General features: G+C 51.2%; 22 protein-coding genes. 12 read left to right on the forward strand and 10 right to left on the reverse strand.

What is annotated here, in order from left to right:
• Window positions 1-58: 58 nt before the first annotated feature.
• The 6 genes from ACOXYR_RS11205 to pspA all read right to left on the reverse strand — a co-directional run bounded on the left by ACOXYR_RS11205 (window position 59) and on the right by pspA (window position 4,337).
• Complete coding sequence (locus tag ACOXYR_RS11205; RefSeq protein WP_421355173.1) at window positions 59-1,111, reverse strand: TIGR01620 family protein; 1,053 nt, start codon at window positions 1,109-1,111, stop codon at window positions 59-61.
• Window positions 1,108-2,505 (reverse strand): YcjX family GTP-binding protein, encoded by a 1,398-nt coding sequence (locus tag ACOXYR_RS11210; RefSeq protein WP_421355174.1) that lies wholly within the window; start codon window positions 2,503-2,505, stop codon window positions 1,108-1,110. Before ACOXYR_RS11210 ends, ACOXYR_RS11205 begins: the two co-directional genes overlap by 4 nt.
• 294 nt (window positions 2,506-2,799) lie before the next feature.
• Window positions 2,800-3,024: a phage shock protein PspD gene (gene pspD / locus ACOXYR_RS11215; protein WP_421355175.1), complete on the reverse strand. Its 225-nt coding sequence runs from the start codon at window positions 3,022-3,024 to the stop codon at window positions 2,800-2,802.
• A gap of 12 nt (window positions 3,025-3,036) precedes the next feature.
• Window positions 3,037-3,396, reverse strand: a complete 360-nt coding sequence (gene pspC / locus ACOXYR_RS11220; protein WP_108475591.1) for an envelope stress response membrane protein PspC — start codon at window positions 3,394-3,396, stop codon at window positions 3,037-3,039.
• Window positions 3,393-3,617 carry an envelope stress response membrane protein PspB gene (pspB, locus tag ACOXYR_RS11225; RefSeq protein WP_108475592.1) on the reverse strand — a complete coding sequence of 75 codons (225 nt, stop codon included), beginning with the start codon at window positions 3,615-3,617 and terminating at the stop codon, window positions 3,393-3,395. The genes pspC and pspB overlap by 4 nt, the downstream gene beginning before the upstream one ends.
• A 51-nt stretch (window positions 3,618-3,668) precedes the next feature.
• Window positions 3,669-4,337: a phage shock protein PspA gene (gene pspA / locus ACOXYR_RS11230; protein WP_108475593.1), complete on the reverse strand. Its 669-nt coding sequence runs from the start codon at window positions 4,335-4,337 to the stop codon at window positions 3,669-3,671.
• 151 nt (window positions 4,338-4,488) lie between these two features.
• On the opposite strand from pspA, the gene pspF reads away from it, so the two are divergent.
• Complete coding sequence (pspF, locus tag ACOXYR_RS11235) at window positions 4,489-5,478, forward strand: phage shock protein operon transcriptional activator (RefSeq protein ID WP_189623234.1); 990 nt, start codon at window positions 4,489-4,491, stop codon at window positions 5,476-5,478.
• Here pspF and ACOXYR_RS11240 read toward each other — a convergent pair.
• Window positions 5,432-6,136 carry a metallophosphoesterase gene (locus tag ACOXYR_RS11240; protein ID WP_421355176.1) on the reverse strand — a complete coding sequence of 235 codons (705 nt, stop codon included), beginning with the start codon at window positions 6,134-6,136 and terminating at the stop codon, window positions 5,432-5,434. The two genes, pspF and ACOXYR_RS11240, sit on opposite strands and share 47 nt — an antisense overlap.
• Window positions 6,137-6,654: 518 nt before the next feature.
• Here ACOXYR_RS11240 and ACOXYR_RS11245 point away from each other — a divergent pair.
• Both ACOXYR_RS11245 and ACOXYR_RS11250 read left to right on the forward strand, forming a co-directional pair.
• Complete coding sequence (locus ACOXYR_RS11245; RefSeq protein WP_407732684.1) at window positions 6,655-8,148, forward strand: sensor domain-containing diguanylate cyclase; 1,494 nt, start codon at window positions 6,655-6,657, stop codon at window positions 8,146-8,148.
• A gap of 55 nt (window positions 8,149-8,203) precedes the next feature.
• Window positions 8,204-8,566, forward strand: a complete 363-nt coding sequence (locus ACOXYR_RS11250) for a hypothetical protein (RefSeq protein WP_113856785.1) — start codon at window positions 8,204-8,206, stop codon at window positions 8,564-8,566.
• A gap of 255 nt (window positions 8,567-8,821) precedes the next feature.
• Here ACOXYR_RS11250 and ACOXYR_RS11255 read toward each other — a convergent pair whose 3' ends face one another.
• Window positions 8,822-9,085: a hypothetical protein gene (locus tag ACOXYR_RS11255; protein WP_189623237.1), complete on the reverse strand. Its 264-nt coding sequence runs from the start codon at window positions 9,083-9,085 to the stop codon at window positions 8,822-8,824.
• A 43-nt stretch (window positions 9,086-9,128) separates the two neighbouring features.
• Window positions 9,129-9,914, reverse strand: a complete 786-nt coding sequence (locus ACOXYR_RS11260; protein ID WP_421355177.1) for a helix-turn-helix domain-containing protein — start codon at window positions 9,912-9,914, stop codon at window positions 9,129-9,131.
• 784 nt (window positions 9,915-10,698) lie between these two features.
• Between ACOXYR_RS11260 and sapA the strand changes: the two genes are divergently transcribed.
• The 8 genes from sapA (at window position 10,699) to ACOXYR_RS11300 (ending at window position 20,303) form a co-directional block, all read left to right on the forward strand.
• Window positions 10,699-12,348: an ABC transporter substrate-binding protein SapA gene (gene sapA, locus ACOXYR_RS11265; RefSeq protein WP_421355178.1), complete on the forward strand. Its 1,650-nt coding sequence runs from the start codon at window positions 10,699-10,701 to the stop codon at window positions 12,346-12,348.
• The gene (gene sapB, locus ACOXYR_RS11270) at window positions 12,345-13,310 is read left to right on the forward strand and encodes a putrescine export ABC transporter permease SapB (protein ID WP_108475602.1); all 966 of its coding nucleotides are present in this window, start codon (window positions 12,345-12,347) and stop codon (window positions 13,308-13,310) included. The genes sapA and sapB overlap by 4 nt, the downstream gene beginning before the upstream one ends.
• Window positions 13,297-14,187 carry a putrescine export ABC transporter permease SapC gene (sapC, locus tag ACOXYR_RS11275; protein WP_015964626.1) on the forward strand — a complete coding sequence of 297 codons (891 nt, stop codon included), beginning with the start codon at window positions 13,297-13,299 and terminating at the stop codon, window positions 14,185-14,187. Before sapB ends, sapC begins: the two co-directional genes overlap by 14 nt.
• Complete coding sequence (gene sapD, locus ACOXYR_RS11280) at window positions 14,187-15,179, forward strand: putrescine export ABC transporter ATP-binding protein SapD (protein WP_108475603.1); 993 nt, start codon at window positions 14,187-14,189, stop codon at window positions 15,177-15,179. Before sapC ends, sapD begins: the two co-directional genes overlap by 1 nt.
• Before the next feature lies 1 nt (window position 15,180).
• Complete coding sequence (gene sapF / locus ACOXYR_RS11285; RefSeq protein WP_108475604.1) at window positions 15,181-15,987, forward strand: putrescine export ABC transporter ATP-binding protein SapF; 807 nt, start codon at window positions 15,181-15,183, stop codon at window positions 15,985-15,987.
• A 159-nt stretch (window positions 15,988-16,146) separates the two neighbouring features.
• Window positions 16,147-16,935, forward strand: coding sequence for an enoyl-ACP reductase FabI (gene fabI, locus ACOXYR_RS11290; RefSeq protein ID WP_108475605.1), 789 nt, complete (start codon window positions 16,147-16,149; stop codon window positions 16,933-16,935).
• 194 nt (window positions 16,936-17,129) lie between these two features.
• A complete protein-coding gene (locus ACOXYR_RS11295; RefSeq protein WP_421355179.1) occupies window positions 17,130-18,287 on the forward strand; it encodes a CMD domain-containing protein in 1,158 nt (385 codons plus the stop codon).
• 81 nt (window positions 18,288-18,368) lie between these two features.
• Complete coding sequence (locus ACOXYR_RS11300; protein ID WP_113856781.1) at window positions 18,369-20,303, forward strand: exoribonuclease II; 1,935 nt, start codon at window positions 18,369-18,371, stop codon at window positions 20,301-20,303.
• On the opposite strand, the gene ACOXYR_RS11305 is transcribed toward ACOXYR_RS11300, so the two are convergent.
• Entirely contained in the window at window positions 20,300-20,461 is a 162-nt protein-coding gene (locus ACOXYR_RS11305) for a hypothetical protein (protein WP_158529122.1), read from the reverse strand. The genes ACOXYR_RS11300 and ACOXYR_RS11305 overlap by 4 nt on opposite strands.
• Between ACOXYR_RS11305 and ACOXYR_RS11310 the strand changes: the two genes are divergently transcribed.
• Window positions 20,441-20,623: a YciZ family protein gene (locus ACOXYR_RS11310; protein WP_113856780.1), complete on the forward strand. Its 183-nt coding sequence runs from the start codon at window positions 20,441-20,443 to the stop codon at window positions 20,621-20,623. The two genes, ACOXYR_RS11305 and ACOXYR_RS11310, sit on opposite strands and share 21 nt — an antisense overlap.
• The last annotated feature ends 1 nt before the right edge of the window (window position 20,624 follow it).

Consider the following 20,624-nt stretch of genomic DNA (forward strand, 5'->3'; position numbering starts at 1 on the left):
AGATTTTCGTTCAGGGGATAAATGCGCACAGGCCGACACAGGGTCGGCCTGAAGAAGATCACTTCGCGCCGCCCTTCTGGACGACGCCTTTAAGTTGACCAATCAGCTCGCGCCGGAAATCGCCGAGCCTGGGTTTGTCGTTATCGATCCACGGCAGTGGGCGACACAGTTCCATCGCCTTAATGCCCAGGCGTGCAGTCAGCAACCCGGCACCAATCCCCTGCGCGGCGCGTGCGGAAAGGCGCGCGGCCAGATCCTGCGACATCCAGTCCATGCCAATTTCGCGCACCAGTTCGCTGGCCCCGGCAAACGCGATATTGAGCAGCACCAGTTTGAACAGGCGCAGGCGGCTGTAATAGCCCAGTTCAATGCCGTAAAGCGTGGCGATACGATTAATTAAACGCAAATTGCGCCAGGCGATGAACGCCATATCCACCAGCGCCAGCGGGCTGACGGCTATCATCATGGCAGATTCTGCCGCCGAGCGACTGATTTCCCGACGCGCCTGCGCATCCAGCGCAGGTTGCACCAGATGCGCGTATAGGCTGACCACTTCACGATCGTTTTGGGTTTCGTGGATGGCCGCATACCAGCGTTGCAGCGCCGGATGCGCCTGGTCGATACCCGCCTGCTGTGCCAGTTTTTCACAAAATGCACGGGCTTTACCGACGCCGTGGCTCTGCATGAGTTCTTTGGCTTCGTCCCGCTCCTGCGCGCGCTGGCGTAAACGCCACAAGCGCCGCCATTCCGTTGCCACCGACCCCACACCCGCGCCAACAATCAGCGCCCCGGCAGCGCAACCGCCCAGCGCCACCCAGTCCTGGGTTTGCCAGGCATTCATCGTCCACTGTACGCCCTGCGCCACCACGCTGATGCCAAAGATAGTGAGGCCCGCGGTGACCATCTTGCGCCACAGGCTACGTTTAGGACGCAGCACCGATTCCACAACCGCTTCCGCCTGCCCCTCTTCCGGCAGGGTTTCATCAATTACCGCAGGTGCAAACTTGTCTGCGATATCATCAGCGAAGGTTTGCGACTGCCGGAATTGTTCGCTTTTTTCCGCTTCCAGCGGGCCGTCGAAATCGATGCGCGGTTTTAACGGTTCGTTCATCGCAATTTATCTCCAATCAAAAATTCCAGCGCCGCATCAAGACGAATATGCGGAAGCGGCTGGTCAACATCCATTACCTGCGGACGAAACGCCTCAAACTGAAAACCCTGTTTATCCCAGAACGCCTGCCCCGGCAACCGCGCGGGAACTTCGCCCGGGTAAACCGTGAGCGGCCGTCCATCGCTGAGCCGATGACCGCGCAGCGCCGGGATTTTCTCTCCATCGACGTCAATCAGCCCGCTCTGCGTCGCCTGCACGGAGGCCAGCCCCAGGCAATCCATGGTGATGCCTTCAAAGGCCGCATTCTGCCAGGCATCCTGAATCAGTTGCTGTAGCAGTGACACCATATTGCTGTGCTGATCGACGGTAACGTGATCCGCTTTCGTAGCGGCAAACAGCAACTTATCAATAACGGGCGCGAACAGCCGACGAAACAGCGTGCGCTGGCCGTAGTGAAAACTGTGCATTAACTGCGTTAAGGCCAGGCGCATATCATTGAAGGCCTGTGGCCCGCTGTTAAGCGGTTGCAGGCAATCGACTAACACAATCTGGCGATCAAAGCGCAGAAAATGCTCTTTATAGAAGCCTTTCACCACTTTTTCACAATAGTAGTTAAAACGCTCGCGCAGCATGCCCGCATTGGTGTGTTTATCAGCCTGCGCCAGTTTGGCCTCGCCGATACCATCGACATCCGGCCAGGGGAAGAACTGCAACGCAGGCGCGCCTGCCATATCACCCGGCAGCACAAAGCGCCCCGGCTGAATAAAGTGCAGGCCTTCCTGCTTACAGGTATGAAGATAATCAGTCCACGCCTGAGCAATCGCCGCCAGACGGTTTTCATCGGCGGGCGCCAGCGGATCGAGCCCTTCGCATAACTTACGCCACTGTGCAGACCACTCGAGGCGTTGCCCCTGCAGCAGGCCGGTCATCTGCCGCGACCAGCTCAGGTAATCCTGCGCCAGCATCGGCAAATCCAGTAGCCATTCACCGGGGTAGTCGACAATTTCCAGATACAGCGTTGAGGTGTCTTTAAAGTGGCGTAATAGCGATTCATTGGAGCGAAAACGCAGCGCCAGACGAATCTCACTCACGCCACGGGTTGGCGTCGGCCAGGTTGGCGGTTGCCCGTAAAGCTGCGCCAGCCCTTCATCGTAAGTAAAACGCGGAATGCCCATATCCCGCTGCGGCACGCGCTTCACGCCAATCAGACGCTCTTCGCGCACTGCGCTCAACAGCGGCAAACGCGCCCCGGCGTGCAGGCTTAACAGTTGGTTCACCATCGCGGTGATAAACGCCGTTTTCCCGCTGCGGCTCAGGCCGGTAACGGCGAGACGCAGATGTCGGTCGACACCCCGGTTAACCAACGCATTGAATTCATTTTTAAGTCGCTTCATAGCGGTTCCATTATGCCCTGAAGGAAAAACGTATGAGGTAGATATTACATGAGGGTGATAAGGAAAGATGTAAAAGCTCAGAGATTACAATGGGCCCCCTGTTGTGCCGGAGACGGATGACAAACGCAACATTGCCAGATGCGCTATGCTTATCAGGCCTACAACGTTTCCGCAATATATTGAATTTGCAATGTTTTTCAGGATGGAAAAGGCGTTTACGCCGCATCCGGCAAGAACATAGCGCACTTTGTCGGCAATCTGAGGCGCAACCCCTGTTGCGCCACTTCGTTTATTTTACTGTCGGTTATACCGTTTCGACAATTTCGCCGCCGCGCGGCTCAGCAAAGGCTCCAACGCCACCGCCAGCAGCATCTTCAACGGACGTCGAGCGACGGATTTTACCGCCCAGCCAGCAAACCCTGCCGGGCCGTAACGTAACGCGGTCAGAAGCACCAGCTTACCTGCGATTTTTAAACCGGGTTTTACCTGTTGCCCGGCACGTTGCCAGCGAGTATTCATGAGTATCCTCAATTAGAGTTGACGAAAACGACTACGTAGCGAAAAAGTATCCGACGTCACGTAACGTTCCATCTCCCGCAGACGTTGTTCGCCCGCGGCAAGTTGCGCGTCCACCGCATCCAGCAGTTCACTGCTGGTGGGGCTGTTCGCCTCACCCATCGCGCCTTCCGGCATCGGGTCGAGCGCGAAAGTCAGAATAATGTAGGCGACGACCACAAAGAAAAACAGGCCAAATAACATCGCCAGCACGGTGATAATTCGTACCAGTTTTACCGGCACGTCCAGGTAGTGCGCGATACCTGCGCAAACCCCTTTCACCATGCCCTGCTGGGGAATCCGCCACAATTTTTTATTAAAATCTAAGGCCATTATTTATCCCTCCAGTTCGGGTGCTCTGCATCCAGAATGGCTTCCAGCGCCTGAATGCGTTCGCGCATACGCTGAGCGTCATCGGTGAGCTGTAACAAACGCTGCTGCTCATTTTGCGTTAATCCACTGCTGCGCGAGCGGTTGCTGTAGTGCAGCCAAATCCATACCGGCAGGACAAACAGCACAAACAGTGTCAGCGGAATGGCAAGAAAAAGCGCGCTCATAGGTACTCCTTACAATGATGAGCAGCGGCACGCCGCGTGCCGCCAGAATAATTATTGGTTGTCCTGCTTCATTTTGGCTTTCAGCTGTGCCAGCTGTTCGCTGATTTCATCATCCGCTTTAAGCTCGGCAAATTGCTGATCCAGAGTCGGTTGTTTACCGAAACGGTGGCTCTCAGCTTCCGCTTCCATATGGTCGATGCGGCGCTCAAAAGATTCAAAACGCGCCATCGCTTGATCGATTTTACCGCTGTCTAGCTGGCGGCGCACATCGCGGGAAGAGTTCGCCGCCTGATGACGCAGCGCCAACGCCTGTTGGCGAGCCCGCGTTTCACTCAGTTTATTTTCCAGCTCACCAATCTCTTTCTTCATACGCGCCAGCGTTTCATCCACCAGAGTAATTTCGTGCTCCAGGGTGGTGATTAAATCGGTCAACTTCTGCTTTTCGATCAACGCTGCACGCGCCAGATCTTCTTTCTCTTTACGCAACGCCAGTTCAGCTTTTTCCTGCCATTCAGCCTGCTGAGCAAAGGCTTTCTCGACGCGACGCGTCAGATCTTTTTTCTCCGCCAGCGCACGCGCCGACGTAGAACGCACTTCCACCAGCGTGTCTTCCATTTCCTGAATCATCAGACGCACCAGCTTTTGCGGGTCTTCCGCTTTCTCCAGCAGGGAGTTGATGTTGGCATTCACGATGTCGGCAAAACGAGAAAAGATACCCATAATATAGTCCTCATAATTTCTGTTTTAGGCATTAGCCTGCTGTATGAGTAATACAATTCGCGTGCCAACTTTGTATCTTATTGATTCTGCTTAAGGTGATTGAAATTTACCCGCTTTCGACGTAGAGTGAATTAGCGAATTACACTAACAAATGGTGAATTTCATCATGGCAGAATATAAAGACAATCTTCTCGGCGAAGCCAACCGCTTTCTGGAAGTCCTGGAGCAGGTTTCACGCCTTGCGCCACTGGATAAGCCGGTGTTGATCATCGGCGAACGCGGTACGGGTAAAGAGCTGATTGCGAACCGTCTGCATTATCTCTCCTCCTGCTGGCAGGGGCCGTTTATTTCGCTTAACTGCGCGGCGCTCAATGAAAACCTGCTCGATTCGGAATTATTCGGCCATGAAGCAGGTGCATTTACCGGCGCGCAAAAGCGCCATCCGGGGCGTTTTGAACGCGCCGATGGCGGGACATTATTCCTCGATGAGCTGGCGACCGCGCCCATGCTGGTGCAGGAAAAACTGCTGCGCGTGATTGAATATGGCGAACTGGAACGCGTCGGCGGCAGCCAGCCGTTGCAGGTAAACGTTCGGCTGGTGTGCGCCACTAATGCTGATTTACCCCAGATGGTAGAAGACGGTACGTTCCGCGCCGACCTGCTTGACCGGTTAGCCTTTGATGTCGTACAGCTCCCGCCGCTGCGTGAGCGCCAAAGCGATATCATGCTTATGGCAAACCACTTCGCTATTCAGATGTGCCGTGAACTTGGGATGCCGCTGTTTCCAGGTTTCACCGAGCACGCCCGTGAAACATTGATGGGCTACCGTTGGCCTGGGAATATTCGAGAATTGAAGAACGTCGTGGAGCGTTCCGTTTATCGGCATGGCAGCAGTGATATTCCGCTGGACGACATTATTATCGATCCATTCCAACGGCAAAGTGAGCCAGAAACAGCGGAAAAAAGTAGCCCAAACGAGCCAAAACTACCGATGGATTTACGCCAGTTTCAGTTGGATCAGGAAAAAGATCTCCTGCAAAAGAGTTTGCAGCAGGCGCGGTTTAATCAGAAGCAGGCGGCGGAATTGCTTGGGCTTACCTACCATCAGCTACGGGCGTTGCTGAAGAAGCACCAGCTTTAACACGATGTTGAAGCTGAACCAGCGTCAGATTGCCGCAAAACACGGCGCCCGTATCAATGTAGAGCTGATTGGCGGATTTAAAAGGTTTAGACACAGGCGTGTGGCCGAAGAAAAACTGATCGGCCCCACCTATCAAACACATGGAGCCGCGCTGGGCGCGATTAATACGCTGGCGGTTCCACACCACCTGAAAAGGGTCAACCGGTTTGTTGAAGGCATAATGGTCGTCCGGGTAGTCCGCATGGCAGATAACCATTTTTTTATCCCCGGTCACCACTTCGATAATCAACGGTAACTCTGCAATACGATACAGCAGCGCTTTCACGCGATGTTGCTCGTTCACGTTGAGGTCAAAATACCATCCGCCCCCGTTTGCCACCCACAGATTTGTGTGACCGTTTCCCTCCAGCGCGTCCAGCATCATCTCTTCATGATTGCCGCGCACCGCCCGGAACCAGGGCTGATTGAGCATCATCAGGCATTCAACATCTTCGCTTCCCCGATCGATTAAATCCCCCACCGAAATCAGCAGATCTTGCATAGGCTGAAATGCAATGCGCTCAAGATGTTGCATCAATAACGCGTAGCAGCCGTGCAGATCGCCCACCACCCAAATATTGCGCCAGAGGTCGCCATGAATGCGTTGATAGAGGCTCATTGTCACCTCCCGACATCGTCGATAAGATGAAAAAGGGGTTAGGTAAAGTTTAGGTCAGTTAGTCGTTGATGAGGTCGAATCTCTTGTTCGAAAAAACTCACTACATCTGCAATTGATTGTGATCGTATAATCACGCACCTTTCTCAATCGAAATCCCATTATGCGCGCTAAAACCTTCCGCTATAGCTTCTCGATTTTTTGCAGTGTGTTGATCCTGTACCTGCTTTTCATCTTCAATCGCGTCTACATCGGCGTGTTTTTGCACGAATGTGTGTGGGTAGTCCTGCTTTTTTCCGGTGTGATGTCCTGGTTTAATCGGCCCCGCTCACGCCAAAAAAATCGTTAAAATTGATTCCAGATCGCCATTACAAGTGCCTGAAATTAAATCAGGCACTGTTCGATCAACGCCATACTTTATTAGTAACGGGCAATTTGGCACAAATACCATATCCAATTTTTGACACATCGCACAGAATTATTTAGCATCATAGCTGTAAAAACACGCGTCCATTGAAAGTATGAAATTAAAGAAAAAAATCTCCTTCACCAAATCCTTAAATATTGTTTTTTCCAGCTTATTGTTTACGTTAATTATCGCCAGCGGTATGATCGCTTATCATCAGTGGATAGATATAAAAAAATCGTGCGTCTCATTTTCAAAAAAATATGTATCGGTTTTGGAAAATATTATCAACGAAAAGCTTACTAATAGTGAAACATCCCTGAAACTCATCACAGAAACAATATGTGATCACTCAGAAATCAGCTCTCGCAGATTCAATAAATGGCTAAGTAGTCAGCTATACATCATGCCTAATATAACGGGCCTGAACATTCTCGATGCACATAATCATTACACACGGATCCCTATGCTGAGCGAAAACAATAAACTCATCAAAGGGTTCGTTCCTCAGTCACGCCCATGGTATCAGATAGCCACCAGTTATTCAGAACAAACTTCTTTCACACAGCCTTACAACGACTACATTTCAACTAAAAGAATCGTATCTGTTTCACTACCTTTCTTTGAAAGTGACGAATTAACGAATGGTGTCGTCGCTTTTGATATTGATTTATCGTTTGTTAACCAGGCATTAAGTAGTATTGATCCACCAATGCCTGGCAATAACTTCATTTTGACAGATAATGGTGAGCAAATCACAGATAAAGTCATCATGACAAATATCAAAAAGAACATGCAATTGTTGAGGCAAACAATATGGAAGAGTGGTTCATTTTACAATCAGGAAGATGATTCATACTATTTTTACAAGAAAATGGATAATCCCTCATGGGTCGTTTTTTATAAAGTTACACAGCAAACCATGAATAGTACCATGATTGAAATGAACACCAAAATTTATTATTTCATCATGCTTTCCATTCTGATTATCTGCTTCGCCTGGTGGGCGATCATTTCAGTAATGAACACCACCTTAACGAATATTGCATCAAGTATTCGATACGGCCGATTTGATGGAGAAGACTCTTCAAAAATTTTAGCGTTTGAAATTGAAAACAATATTTCGCGGTTAGAAGACATCTCTTCAAAGGCAGCAACCGATGGCCTTACCAGATTGCTCAACCGCAGAGCTTTTGATCAACAACTTGAGACATTTAGCTACAAATCTGACTCTTGCCTTGCACTCATTGATATAGATGATTTTAAGGCCATAAACGATAAATTTGGCCACACTAAAGGCGATCTGGTACTCAAGACCATTGCCAAACTGGCCCGAAAATATGAAACCGAACACATTAAATTCTATCGCTACGGTGGAGAAGAGATTGCGGCGCTGTTTGACGGCATCAATATCAATGTTGCGAACTCTATTATCGAAGCGTTACGCATGGACATAGCGGCCATGAAATATCGTGAAAGTAATCTTAGAACAACAGTAAGTGGTGGCGTTGTGTCATTTGATAATAAGACCGGATTAGAAGCGTTAGAAGCCGTTGATAAATTGCTCTACCTCTCTAAGGAGAACGGTAAAAACACCATTACACGATGAGTTTCTGAACGTATTCGGCATTTTATCATTTTAGTTTTATTCATAGAGATATAGTATGAGAAAGGTCATTTTGGTATTGCATTTACTGTTTGCCACACCACTCACCTGGGCCATTAACATAGACGACGCATATATATCACTTCAGTGTCCGCTACGCGGAAACATTGAGGTTATCCTACACCATTATCTTCACACTCAGGAGCGATGGGGAAAGGATGAGTTTGAAACGGGGGGAGGTCATATGATCGATGGTTCCAAATCGATATTTGAGTTCGCTAATCTTGATCAAATGATTTATGATCGTAATAGTGGTAGCTTTATTTTTTGGTATCAGGATCAACAAAAATTTGTACGCTGCCAGTTACTCGGACTGAGAAATAACTACCCTGTCCCACTGCCGATCATACATGAATACTAGAAGCAGGTCATGAGCATGCCAATAGATAAGGTGACATTACTGGCAAACTGCCTTTACCGTTGTGGATTGATACATGACGTAAGGTTTTGTGAGAATGAGATTGAGGACTATCTTAGCGACCAGGGCATTCCCTTTAAAAAATGGAATAAAGCGATTCCTAACGCAACGGCATCTGAGTTTTTATCTGTGTCGACAACATTGGATGAAACCAGCCTACCCCGCTTTATTGACAGGCTATGGAAATTGTAAAATGCATTAATCAGGCTTAAGTTTCCCCACTACCTGTAAATCACGGAGATAGATAGAAAGATCGCTAAGCAATGTGCGAAGCATTTCAGTATCGGTACAATCGTTGCGGAGCATCTCATCGATTCTGTCATGCAAACTGGTGACACCCCCCGAAAAATTCTTTACGCCATTTTCAAGAAGATAAAGCCTTCTCTTTTCCTGTAAAGGAATCTCATCAACGACTTCAGGCATCACACATTGTTTGGTTTTATTATTTTTAAAAAAGAACACTATTCACTACACCCTCTATGATGATCGCATAAGTCGAGTTTGGTCAAAAATTTGTGGTATGTGGTACGCAAGGCACCCGGTATTCAGTAATGATAACCTCACCCAACTGATTAGATTTAATCTTTAAAACATCCGGTGCACGAAGACGTGTTATGCCAATAGATGGCAGCAAACCCGCGTAGATCACTTTTTGGATGTGAGTTAAGTTATCAATATTTTCATTAAGTGTAATTGAAATCCAATCCAGCTTATCACTGGTTTGGTTTTCTTCTATGCATAATGCGTAAGACAGCATAACATCACTGTTTGTGATAAACTCCTCATCATATTTCACATTCGTAATAAGCATTGAATATAATCCTGCTGGCTGAATATTCTGCGTGACTTCAGCAATATTAACGCTACTCATGATAGGTTTACCAATGCTGCATCGTATTAGTCGGCAATCCAGTTTCGCTACACGAGCCAGGTAATCATAACGAGGTATCATATCCTCAAAGGGCCATTCATCGCGTTTACGAAATACAATCGGAGTGACACCAAACTGACGACGAAAGGCTGCAATAAAGGATGCGGCAGAATCAAAGCCGAACCATCGTGCGATATCCTTAACAGCGTGCCCGGTAATTCGTAGCGCAATAGCAGCGCCTGAGAGTCGCCTAAGACGACTATATGTGCCGATACTCAATGCCGTTTTTTGTTTAAAAAAACGCTGTAGGTGTCTTCTGGAAAATCCTGATTTTTCAGTGATCTCTTCTATCTTAAGATTATGATATTTATTGTTTTCAATCCACGCGGCCATATCACTAACAATACTTTCATAACGCATAATCACAATCCTGATTCATCAACCTGGCCAGATAAATGTAACGCATTACAGAAGGCTTACCAGGCATGATGGTATTGTGCTGGAAATCATGTGTCACATTTATACAGGATGAAATAACCCTGCGATGTCAATATTGGCCATAGAGAAAATGTAAATGTAACAATTCCGGTCAATGCCCTCCATGCCGTTTATCGGATTGGGCATAAATTCCAAATGCAAAAACTCTCCCGTCAAAAAGGAGCCCAAAAAGTCGCTGCCTTTTTTTGCTCATAAAATCAATGACTTGTTTTTTTTATTGCGCATCCTTTTCAGCAGTGCGGTTGCATCATCTTGTTAAGATTATGTTTTTACAACCGCTCTGGTCACTTTTGCAATCGTCTGCACAGCGTTCATTGTCGGCAGGTCAGCAAGCATTAATCAGAGGAATAAGAAGGCTAACTGGAGATGTTATCGATAAAAAGATACCATACTTCAAGGCGATGGAGACTTTTCTCTCTATTGATAATTTTTTAATCAAATAATATCAGCGTACTCTGAGCATGTTCCGTCATTTTGCTCCTCTTGCGCATAGCGGGCGCCCTTTGAGCACGACAAGGGAAAGTGGAGCTTCAGGACGGAGAGTTGATTTACAGGGTATAATCTATGGGGAATCTGAAAATGCCCACGCTGTCCGTATCGAACGATGCGACCGGTGAAGCACCCACTTTCTCCTGGACACACGGATATGACAAATGTCATTAACTATTAATAAGATAGCCATACTATCTCACATCAAAAAAGAATTATGCGCCTGAATTTGTCATCACTCCTGGCAGGGTTAGGGTTAGTTTGTGGTCAGGCGATTGCCGCGCCGCCCGCTTCCCTGCCCGCCAATGCCGACATTCGCGATAGCGGCTTTGTCTACTGTGTCAGCGGGCAGGTCAACACGTTTAACCCGCAAAAAGCAGGTAGCGGTCTGATTGTCGACACGCTGGCGGCCCAGCTTTATGACCGGCTGCTGGATGTCGACCCCTATACTTATCGTCTGGTACCGGAACTGGCTGAACGCTGGGAGGTGCTGGATAACGGTGCAACCTACCGCTTCCATCTGCGCAACGACGTGCAGTTCCAGACCACGCGCTGGTTTAAGCCGTCCAGAAACCTCAACGCGGACGATGTCGTCTTCACCTTCGCGCGTATCTTTGATCGGAATCATCCATGGCATAACGTCAACGGCGGCAACTTCCCCTATTTCGACAGTTTGCAATTCGCTGATACGGTTCAGAGCGTGCGCAAACTCGACAGCCACACGGTAGAATTTCGCCTGAATCACCCGGACGCCTCCTTCCTCTGGCACCTGGCGACCCACTACGCCTCCGTCATGTCGTCGGAGTATGCCAACCAACTGGCGAAGCAGGATCACGAAGAACTGCTCGATCGCCAGCCAGTGGGCACAGGGCCATTTCTGCTCGATGAATATCGCACCGGACAATACATTCGGTTACAACGTCACGAAAAATTCTGGCACGGTAAACCCTTGATGCCTCAGGTTGTTGTTGACTTAGGCTCCGGTGGAACCGGTCGCTTATCAAAACTCCTGACCGGTGAGTGTGATGTTCTGGCCTGGCCTGCCGCCAGCCAGTTAACCATCTTACGTGACGATCCACGCTTGCGCCTGACGCTGCGTCCGGGGATGAACATCGCTTATCTGGCGTTCAATACCGATAAACCGCCGTTGAATAATCCTGAGATTCGCCACGCGCTGGCCCTGTCGATTAATAACCAGCGTCTGATGCAGTCTATCTATTACGGTACTGCGGAAACAGCGGCTTCCATTTTGCCTCGCGCCTCCTGGGCTTATGATAACGAGGCTAAAATTACCGAATACAATCCAGAAAAATCACGTCAGTTGCTGAAATCCCTGGGCGCAGAAAACCTCACGCTTCAGTTGTGGGTGCCGACCAGTTCGCAGGCATGGAACCCGAGTCCGTTAAAAACCGCCGAACTGATTCAGGCGGATATGGCGCAGGTTGGCGTTAAAGTGGTGATAGTGCCGGTTGAAGGCCGTTTCCAGGAGGCGCGCCTGATGGATATGAATCATGATCTGACGTTGTCCGGTTGGGCGACGGACAGTAACGATCCAGACAGTTTCTTCCGCCCGTTATTGAGCTGCGCGGCCATCTCCTCGCAAACCAACTTTGCCCATTGGTGTAACCGCGAATTCGATGACGTGCTGCGTAAAGCGCTGGCCTCACAACAGTTGGCATCGCGCATCGATGCCTACGACGAAGCCCAGCAGATTCTGGCACGCGAATTGCCTGTGTTACCGCTGGCCTCATCACTGCGTTTACAGGCCTATCGCTATGATATTAAAGGCCTGGTGCTGAGCCCGTTCGGCAACGCCTCGTTTGCTGGGGTATCGCGCGAGAAAGAAGATAAGGTGAAAAAGCCATGATCATTTTTACCCTTCGTCGTTTACTGCTTTTGCTGGTGACGCTCTTCTTTCTTGGGCTGGTGGGTTTTAGCCTCAGCTACTTCACGCCGCATGCGCCATTGCAGGGCGCATCGTTCTGGAATGCGCTGGTGTTCTGGTTTAACGGCGTGCTGCACTGGGATTTCGGCGTTTCCAGCATCAACGGCCAGCTTATCTCCGAGCAATTAAAAGATGTTTTCCCGGCAACGATGGAGTTGTGCCTTCTCGCCTTTGGCTTTGCTCTTCTGGTGGGTATTCCCGTTGGGATGGTCGCCGGCATCACGCGCAATAAATGGCAGGACAAATTAATCAGCGCGTTGGCGTTGGTCGGTTTCTCTGTGCCGGTGTTCTGGCTTGCCCTGCTGTTCACGCTTTTCTTCTCGCTGACACTCGGATGGCTGCCCGTATCCGGACGTTTTGATCTGCTTTATCAGGTCAAAAGCGTGACCGGGTTCGCGCTGATTGACGCCTGGCTCTCTGATTCGCCATGGCGCGAAGAGATGATTGCCAGCGCGCTGCGTCATATGGTACTGCCGGTACTGACTCTGGCCGTCGCGCCCACCACCGAGGTCGTGCGTCTGATGCGTTTAAGCACCATTGCGGTGTTTGATTCCAACTACGTGAAAGCGGCCGCGACGCGCGGTGTCTCCCGCTTAACAATCTTGCGTCGCCATGTTCTGCATAACGCACTGCCGCCGGTGATCCCGCGTTTAGGGCTACAGTTTTCCACTATGCTAACGCTTGCGATGATCACCGAAATGGTCTTTAGCTGGCCGGGGCTGGGACGCTGGATGATTAACGCTATCCGCCAGCAAGATTACGCGGCGATTTCTGCGGGTGTGATGGTCATTGGCTCGCTGGTCATTATGGTAAACGTCGTCTCTGATATTTTGGGTGCAATGGCTAACCCTCTGAAACATAAGGAATGGTATGCCTTACGATAGCGTCTACATCGAGAAGCGCCCGCCCGGTGCGTTGCGCACCGTGTGGCGTAAATTCTACGGTGACACCACCGCGATGATTGGTCTTTATGGCTGTGGCGGGCTGGTGCTGCTGTGCGTATTCGGAAGCTGGTTCGCGCCCTATGGTATCGATCAGCAATTTCTCGGTTATCAACTGCTGCCACCGTCGTGGTCGCGCTATGGTGAAGTCTCCTTCTTCCTTGGCACGGACGATCTCGGCCGCGACGTGCTAAGCCGCTTGCTGAGCGGTGCTGCGCCGACCGTGGGCGGTGCCTTTGTGGTGACATTAGCTGCCACACTGTGCGGGCTGGTACTCGGCGTTCTCGCCGGGTCGACGCATGGCCTGCGTTCCGCCATGCTGAACCACATTCTCGACACCCTGCTCTCAATTCCGTCGCTGCTGCTGGCGATCATCGTCGTCGCCTTCGCCGGCCCGCATCTATCGCATGCGATGTTTGCCGTCTGGCTGGCATTGCTGCCGCGCATGGTACGTTCTATTTACAGTATGGTGCATGATGAACTCGAGCGTGATTATGTGGTAGCTGCCCGTCTGGATGGCGCATCAACACTGAATATTTTGTGGTTCGCTATTTTGCCGAATATCGCAGCGGGGCTGGTAACGGAAATCACCCGCGCGCTGTCGATGGCGATTCTGGATATTGCCGCGCTTGGTTTTCTTGACCTTGGCGCACAGTTGCCGTCTCCGGAATGGGGCGCGATGCTTGGCGATGCGCTGGAACTGATCTACGTTGCGCCGTGGACGGTGATGCTGCCAGGTGCTGCGATAATGATTAGCGTGCTGCTGGTTAACCTGCTTGGCGACGGTATTCGTCGTGCCATTAACGCGGGGGTGGAGTAATGCCATTACTGGATATTCGTAATTTAACCATTGAACTGAAAACCAACGAAGGCTGGGTAAAGGCCGTCGACCGCGTCAGCATGACGCTCGCTGAAGGTGAAATTCGTGGGCTGGTTGGCGAATCCGGTTCAGGGAAAAGCCTGATCGCTAAAGCCATTTGTGGCGTCAATAAAGATAACTGGCGCGTCACCGCAGACCGCATGCGCTTTGATGATATCGACCTGCTGCGCCTCTCTAACCGAGAGCGTCGCAAGCTGGTCGGCCATAACGTGTCGATGATTTTCCAGGAACCGCAATCCTGTCTTGATCCGTCAGAACGCGTTGGCAAGCAGTTGAAGCAGAACATCCCCGGCTGGACCTACAAAGGCCGTTGGTGGCAGCGTTTTGGCTGGCGCAAGCGCCGTGTCATCGAACTGCTGCACCGTGTGGGAATTAAAGATCATAAAGATGCGATGCGCAGTTTCCCGTATGAACTTACGGAAGGTGAATGCCAGAAAGTGATGATTGCCATCGCCCTGGCGAACCAGCCGCGTTTGTTGATTGCCGATGAGCCAACGAACGCCATGGAACCGACCACCCAGGCACAGATTTTCCGTCTGCTGACGCGCCTCAACCAGAACAACAACACCACCATTCTGTTGATTTCACATGATTTGCAGATGCTCACCAAATGGGCGGATAAAATCAACGTTATGTACTGCGGGCAAACGGTAGAAACGGCACCGAGCGAAGATCTGGTGACCATTCCTCATCATCCGTATACGCAGGCGTTAATTCGCGCGATCCCTGATTTTGGAAGCCCTATGCCGCATAAAAGCCGCCTGAACACCATGCCAGGCGCGATTCCCCTGCTGGAGCAGTTACCGATTGGTTGCCGTCTTGGGCCGCGTTGCCCTTATGCACAGCGAGAATGCATTGAAACGCCGCGTTTGACCGGCGCGAAAAACCATCTTTTCGCCTGTCATTTTCCGCTGAATATGGAGAGAGAGTGACGTGGTCGAGACATTACTTGAAGTGCGCAATCTGAGTAAAACGTTCCGCTATCGTACTGGCTGGTTTCACCGTCAGACGCTTCAGGCGGTCAAACCGCTCAGCTTTACATTGCGTGAAAAACAGACGCTGGCGATCATCGGTGAAAACGGTTCTGGGAAATCAACGCTGGCCAAAATGCTTGCAGGTATGATTGAACCGACCACGGGTGAGCTGTTGATTGACGATCATCCTCTTCACTATGGCGATTACTCGTTCCGTAGCCAGCGTATTCGTATGATTTTTCAGGATCCGTCAACGTCGCTGAATCCGCGTCAACGAATCTCGCAAATTCTCGATTTTCCGCTGCGCCTGAATACAGAGCTTGAAGCGGAGGAGCGGCAAAAACGGATTATCGAAACGCTGCGTATGGTCGGGCTGCTGCCAGATCACGTCAGCTATTATCCGCATATGCTGGCACCCGGTCAGAAGCAACGTCTTGGGCTTGCGCGCGCGTTGATTCTGCGTCCCAAAGTGATTGTTTGCGATGAAGCGCTGGCGTCACTCGATATGTCGATGCGCTCACAGCTGGTCAACCTGATGCTGGAATTGCAGGAGAAACAGGGTATTTCGTATATCTATGTCACTCAGCATTTGGGCATGATGAAGCATATCAGCGACCAGGTGCTGGTCATGCATCAGGGTGAAGTGGTCGAACGCGGCAGTACTGCTGATGTGCTGGCGGCACCGCTGCATGATCTGACTAAACGTTTGATTGCGGGCCATTTTGGTGAGGCATTAACAGCAGACGCGTGGCGTAAAGACAGATAATTGTTCACCGCCGTTAGCAAAGATTTCATGTCCAATCCGACAGAGATGAAGTGGTCGGATTAACTCTCCCGGCGACTCATGCTAGAATCGCCGCGATTTAACGACGGCTCGCCGTTTTCAGGCAGGTCGCCATAACAATGAATATAAGGATTAAAAGCTATGGGTTTTCTTTCCGGTAAGCGCATTCTGGTCACTGGCGTTGCCAGCAAACTGTCCATCGCATACGGTATTGCGCAAGCGATGCACCGTGAAGGGGCTGAACTGGCGTTCACCTATCAGAACGAGAAACTGAAAGGCCGCGTAGAAGAGTTTGCCGCACAACTGAACTCCAGCATCGTGCTGCCGTGTGACGTGGCTGAAGATGAAAGCATCGAATCCCTGTTCACTGAACTGGCGAAAGTATGGCCGAAATTTGACGGTTTCGTTCACTCCATCGGCTTCGCGCCGGCAGACCAGTTAGACGGCGACTATGTGAACGCGGTGACCCGCGAAGGCTTCAAAATTGCGCACGACATCAGCGCATACAGCTTCGTTGCAATGGCGAAAGCCTGCCGCAGCATGCTGAACCCGGACTCTGCCCTGCTGACCCTCTCCTACCTGGGTGCAGAGCGCGCGATTCCTAACTACAACGTGATGGGTCTGGCTAAAGCGTCTCTGGAAGCTAACGTCCGCTACATGGCTAACGCTATGGGCCCGGAAGGTATCCGTGTTAACGCCATCTCTGCGGGCCCGATCCGTACGCTGGCCGCATCCGGTATCAAAGATTTCCGTAAAATGCTGGCGCACTGCGAAGCGGTTACCCCGATTCGTCGTACCGTTACCATTGAAGATGTGGGTAACTCTGCTGCATTCCTGTGCTCCAACCTCTCTGCCGGTATCTCCGGTGAAGTGGTTCACGTTGATGGCGGCTTCAGCATCGCTGCAATGAACGAACTGGAACTGAAATAAGTTCTTTGCCCTTCCGCGCTCGCGGAAGGGTATTCCCTCCCCCGTTTTTCCTTCTGTTATTCCAGTAAGTTATTAATTAGCACCGAACAGTATTTTCTCCTATCGCGCGCTTACGCCAGGATATTTATCCATAACGATCCGGTGTTGCCTCTCATTCTTGCATCGGTTCGCCACTTACCTTTCAAGGAATGCCCATGGAGCAACGCCGCGCTTACGGTAAAAGCCACTGGTATCATGAGACCCAGTCCCGATCGCAACACAGTGATGTTCTGCCCCTTGTGCCTGAAGCCGCCCACGTTGAAGATCGCTTTTTACTGGGGTTATCGCTGCCTGAATCGCTGCAACACGACTGTTCGTCATGGCTAAGCGCCTGCCGTAATCTGGCACGAGCACTGTTTCCGGATGAAGTCGCCATCAGCCGCTTACGGACATTCAGTGCCTACGACCGTCTGAGTAGCGCGCTAACGGTCGCACAGGTGTGCGGTGTACAACGGCTCTGTAATCACTATGCCGCCCGTCTGGCCCCCCTTCCTGGCCCTGATTCCTCGCGCGAAAGTAACCATCGTCTTGCTCAAATTACCCAGTACGCTCGCCAGCTTGCCAGTTCTCCCTCCGTAATAACCCCTCTGGCACGACAGCAGCTCGACGATGTCGGGTTAACCTCCTATGACATTATTTTGATTAATCAGATTGTGGGTTTTGTCGGCTTCCAGGCACGCGTAGTGGCGATTTTCCAGGCGCAACTGGGGCAGCCGGTACGCTGGATTCCCGGCATGCCGACACAAGAAGATGCCGCCGCAGAAGTGTTCGTGGCGACCGAGAGTGAATGGCTGAGCGATTTGCCCCCCGTCGATGCGCGTTATGCAACTAAAACCCAGGCGCAATCGCTGCTGCGCTGGCAGTCCCAACCGACACTCGCCGCATTAACCCCGCTGTTAGCACACGAGGAAACGATACTGGATGGTCTTGGACAGTTGATCGCAACGCTCCCGGTAAATCCGCCCCTGCAAACTCTAGCGGCGCTGGTGCCTGCCCGCATTAACGGCAGCGTGAGCTGCTTTAATTACTACAGCGCACAATGGCAAGGTGCCAGCGGTCTCCCCGAGGCTATCCGTAATGGCGATCGCGCTGTGCAAGCATGGTGCCATCAGTATCCGCGCGAACAGGCCGTGACCCAGGCTATTGGTCTGTTGACCCGCGCGCCGGACCGTTTTAGCCCCGCGCAATTTGCGTCACTCACGGAAAACGGCTTGAGTGCGCAAGAGAGTACGACGCTACTCGCCTGGAGCGCGCTATTTGGCTGGTTAAATCGCTTACGAATCGCGCTGAGAAGCGAGCGGCAACCTGCGTAAAAGGATGAAAGAGCGCTTGCCGCAACAGTGAGAATCGCGTAAAACTGTCAGCCGCTCTTTTGGCCAAGAAAATACATCATTATGCTTCAGGATAACCCGCTGCTCGCGCAGCTAAAACAGCAACTTCACTCCCAGACGCCGCGTGCGGAAGGGGTTGTCAAAGGCACGGAAAAAGGTTTCGGTTTCCTCGAGGTCGATGCGCAGAAAAGCTACTTTATTCCGCCGCCGCAGATGAAAAAAGTGATGCATGGCGATCGTATTATCGCTGTGATTCATTCTGAAAAAGATAAAGAAAGCGCCGAACCGGAAGAACTGGTTGAGCCATTCCTGACCCGCTTTGTCGGACGTGTGCACCGTAAAGACGATCGCCTCTCTATCGTTCCCGATCATCCTTTAATCAAAGATTCCATTCCTTGTCGCGCCGAGCGCGGCGTGGATCACGATTTCAAAGAAGGCGACTGGGCCGTGGCAGAAATGCGCCGCCACCCGCTGAAAGGCGATCGCACCTTCTACGCAGAACTGACCCAGTTCATCACCTTCGGCGACGATCACTTCGTGCCGTGGTGGGTGACTCTCGCCCGTCATAATCTGGAAAAAGAAGCGCCGGACGGCGTGGCAACGGAGATGCAGGATGAAGGGCTGGAACGTCGCGACCTTACCGCCCTCGACTTTGTCACCATCGATAGCGCCAGCACCGAAGATATGGATGATGCGCTGTATGTGGAAGAGGCCGCCGACGGCAAGCTGAATTTAACCGTGGCGATTGCCGACCCAACCGCATGGATTGTCGCAGGCAGCAAGCTTGATAACATCGCCAAAGTGCGCGCGTTTACCAACTATCTGCCGGGCTTTAACATCCCGATGCTGCCGCGTGAACTGTCCGACGACCTCTGCTCGCTGCGTGCCAATGTGGTTCGCCCGGTTCTCGCCTGCCGTATGACGCTGGCCGACGATGGTGCGATTGAAGATAATATCGAGTTCTTCGCGGCTACCATTGAATCGAAAGCTAAGCTGGCCTACGACGATGTTTCCAACTGGCTGGAAAAAACCGGCGACTGGAAACCTGACAGCGAGAATATCGCGCGTCAAATCACGTTGTTGGAACGTGTGTGTCAACTGCGCAGCGAATGGCGGAAAACCCACGCGCTGGTGTTTAAAGACCGCCCGGACTACCGCTTTGTGCTGGGTGAAAAAGGCGAAGTGCTGGATATCGTTGCCGAACCACGCCGTATCGCTAACCGTATCGTTGAAGAGTCAATGATTGCGGCTAACATCTGCGCGGCACGCGTGCTTCGCGACAAGCTTGGTTTCGGTATTTATAACGTGCATACCGGTTTTGATCCGGCAAATACGGAAGCGCTGGCAGCATTGCTGAAAACGCACGACGTTCATGTGGATCCGGAAGAAGTTCTGACCCTGAATGGCTTCTGTAAGCTGCGTCGTGAGCTGGATGCACAGCCGTCAGGTTTTCTGGATAGCCGCATCCGTCGCTTCCAGTCTTTCGCTGAGATCAGCATCGAACCCGGCCCGCACTTTGGCCTGGGGCTTGAAGCCTACGCGACCTGGACTTCACCGATTCGTAAGTACGGCGACATGCTTAACCATCGCCTGCTGAAAGCGATCATCAAAGGTGAAAATGCTGCGCGCCCGCAGGATGATGTTACAGTCCAAATGGCAGAACGCCGTCGCCTGAACCGCATGGCGGAACGTGACGTCGCAGACTGGCTGTATGCGCGCTATCTGAACCCGCAGGCGGGTAAAGAGACACGTTTCGCGGCAGAAATTATCGATATCAGCCGTGGCGGTATGCGCGTGCGTCTGGTCGACAATGGTGCCGTGGCCTTTATTCCGGCGCCGTTCCTCCACGCCGTGCGTGACGAAATGGTTTGCAGCCAGGAAAACGGTACCGTACAGATCAAAGGCGAAGTCGCTTACAAAGTGACTGACGTTATCGATGTGACCATCGCAGAAGTGCGCATGGAAACCCGCAGCGTTATCGCCCGTCCGGCGGTTTAAGCCTGATAAAAAAGCGGTTTCGTTAAACGAAGCCGCTTTTCACTTAATGTTGTATCGTCTGCCATTTTTTTCTCTTCTCTTTTGCCGCTATTTTTAGCATCATTGATTTCATTCAAATTTCTAAACAGGGTTACACCATGTCTAATCTTGATGCGCATCAGGTTGCTCAACGTATTGATACCGTTCTCGATATCCTGGTGGCGGGTGATTACCACTCTGCAATCAATAACCTGGAAATTCTTAAAGCTGAACTGCTGGCACAAATTGCCGATCAACAAGCTACACAAACAGGTCAGCCAAAATCCCCGTGGGAAATCTGAC

This window comes from Pseudocitrobacter faecalis (assembly GCF_965231525.1).
GTDB classification, from domain to species: Bacteria; Pseudomonadota; Gammaproteobacteria; order Enterobacterales; family Enterobacteriaceae; genus Pseudocitrobacter; species Pseudocitrobacter faecalis.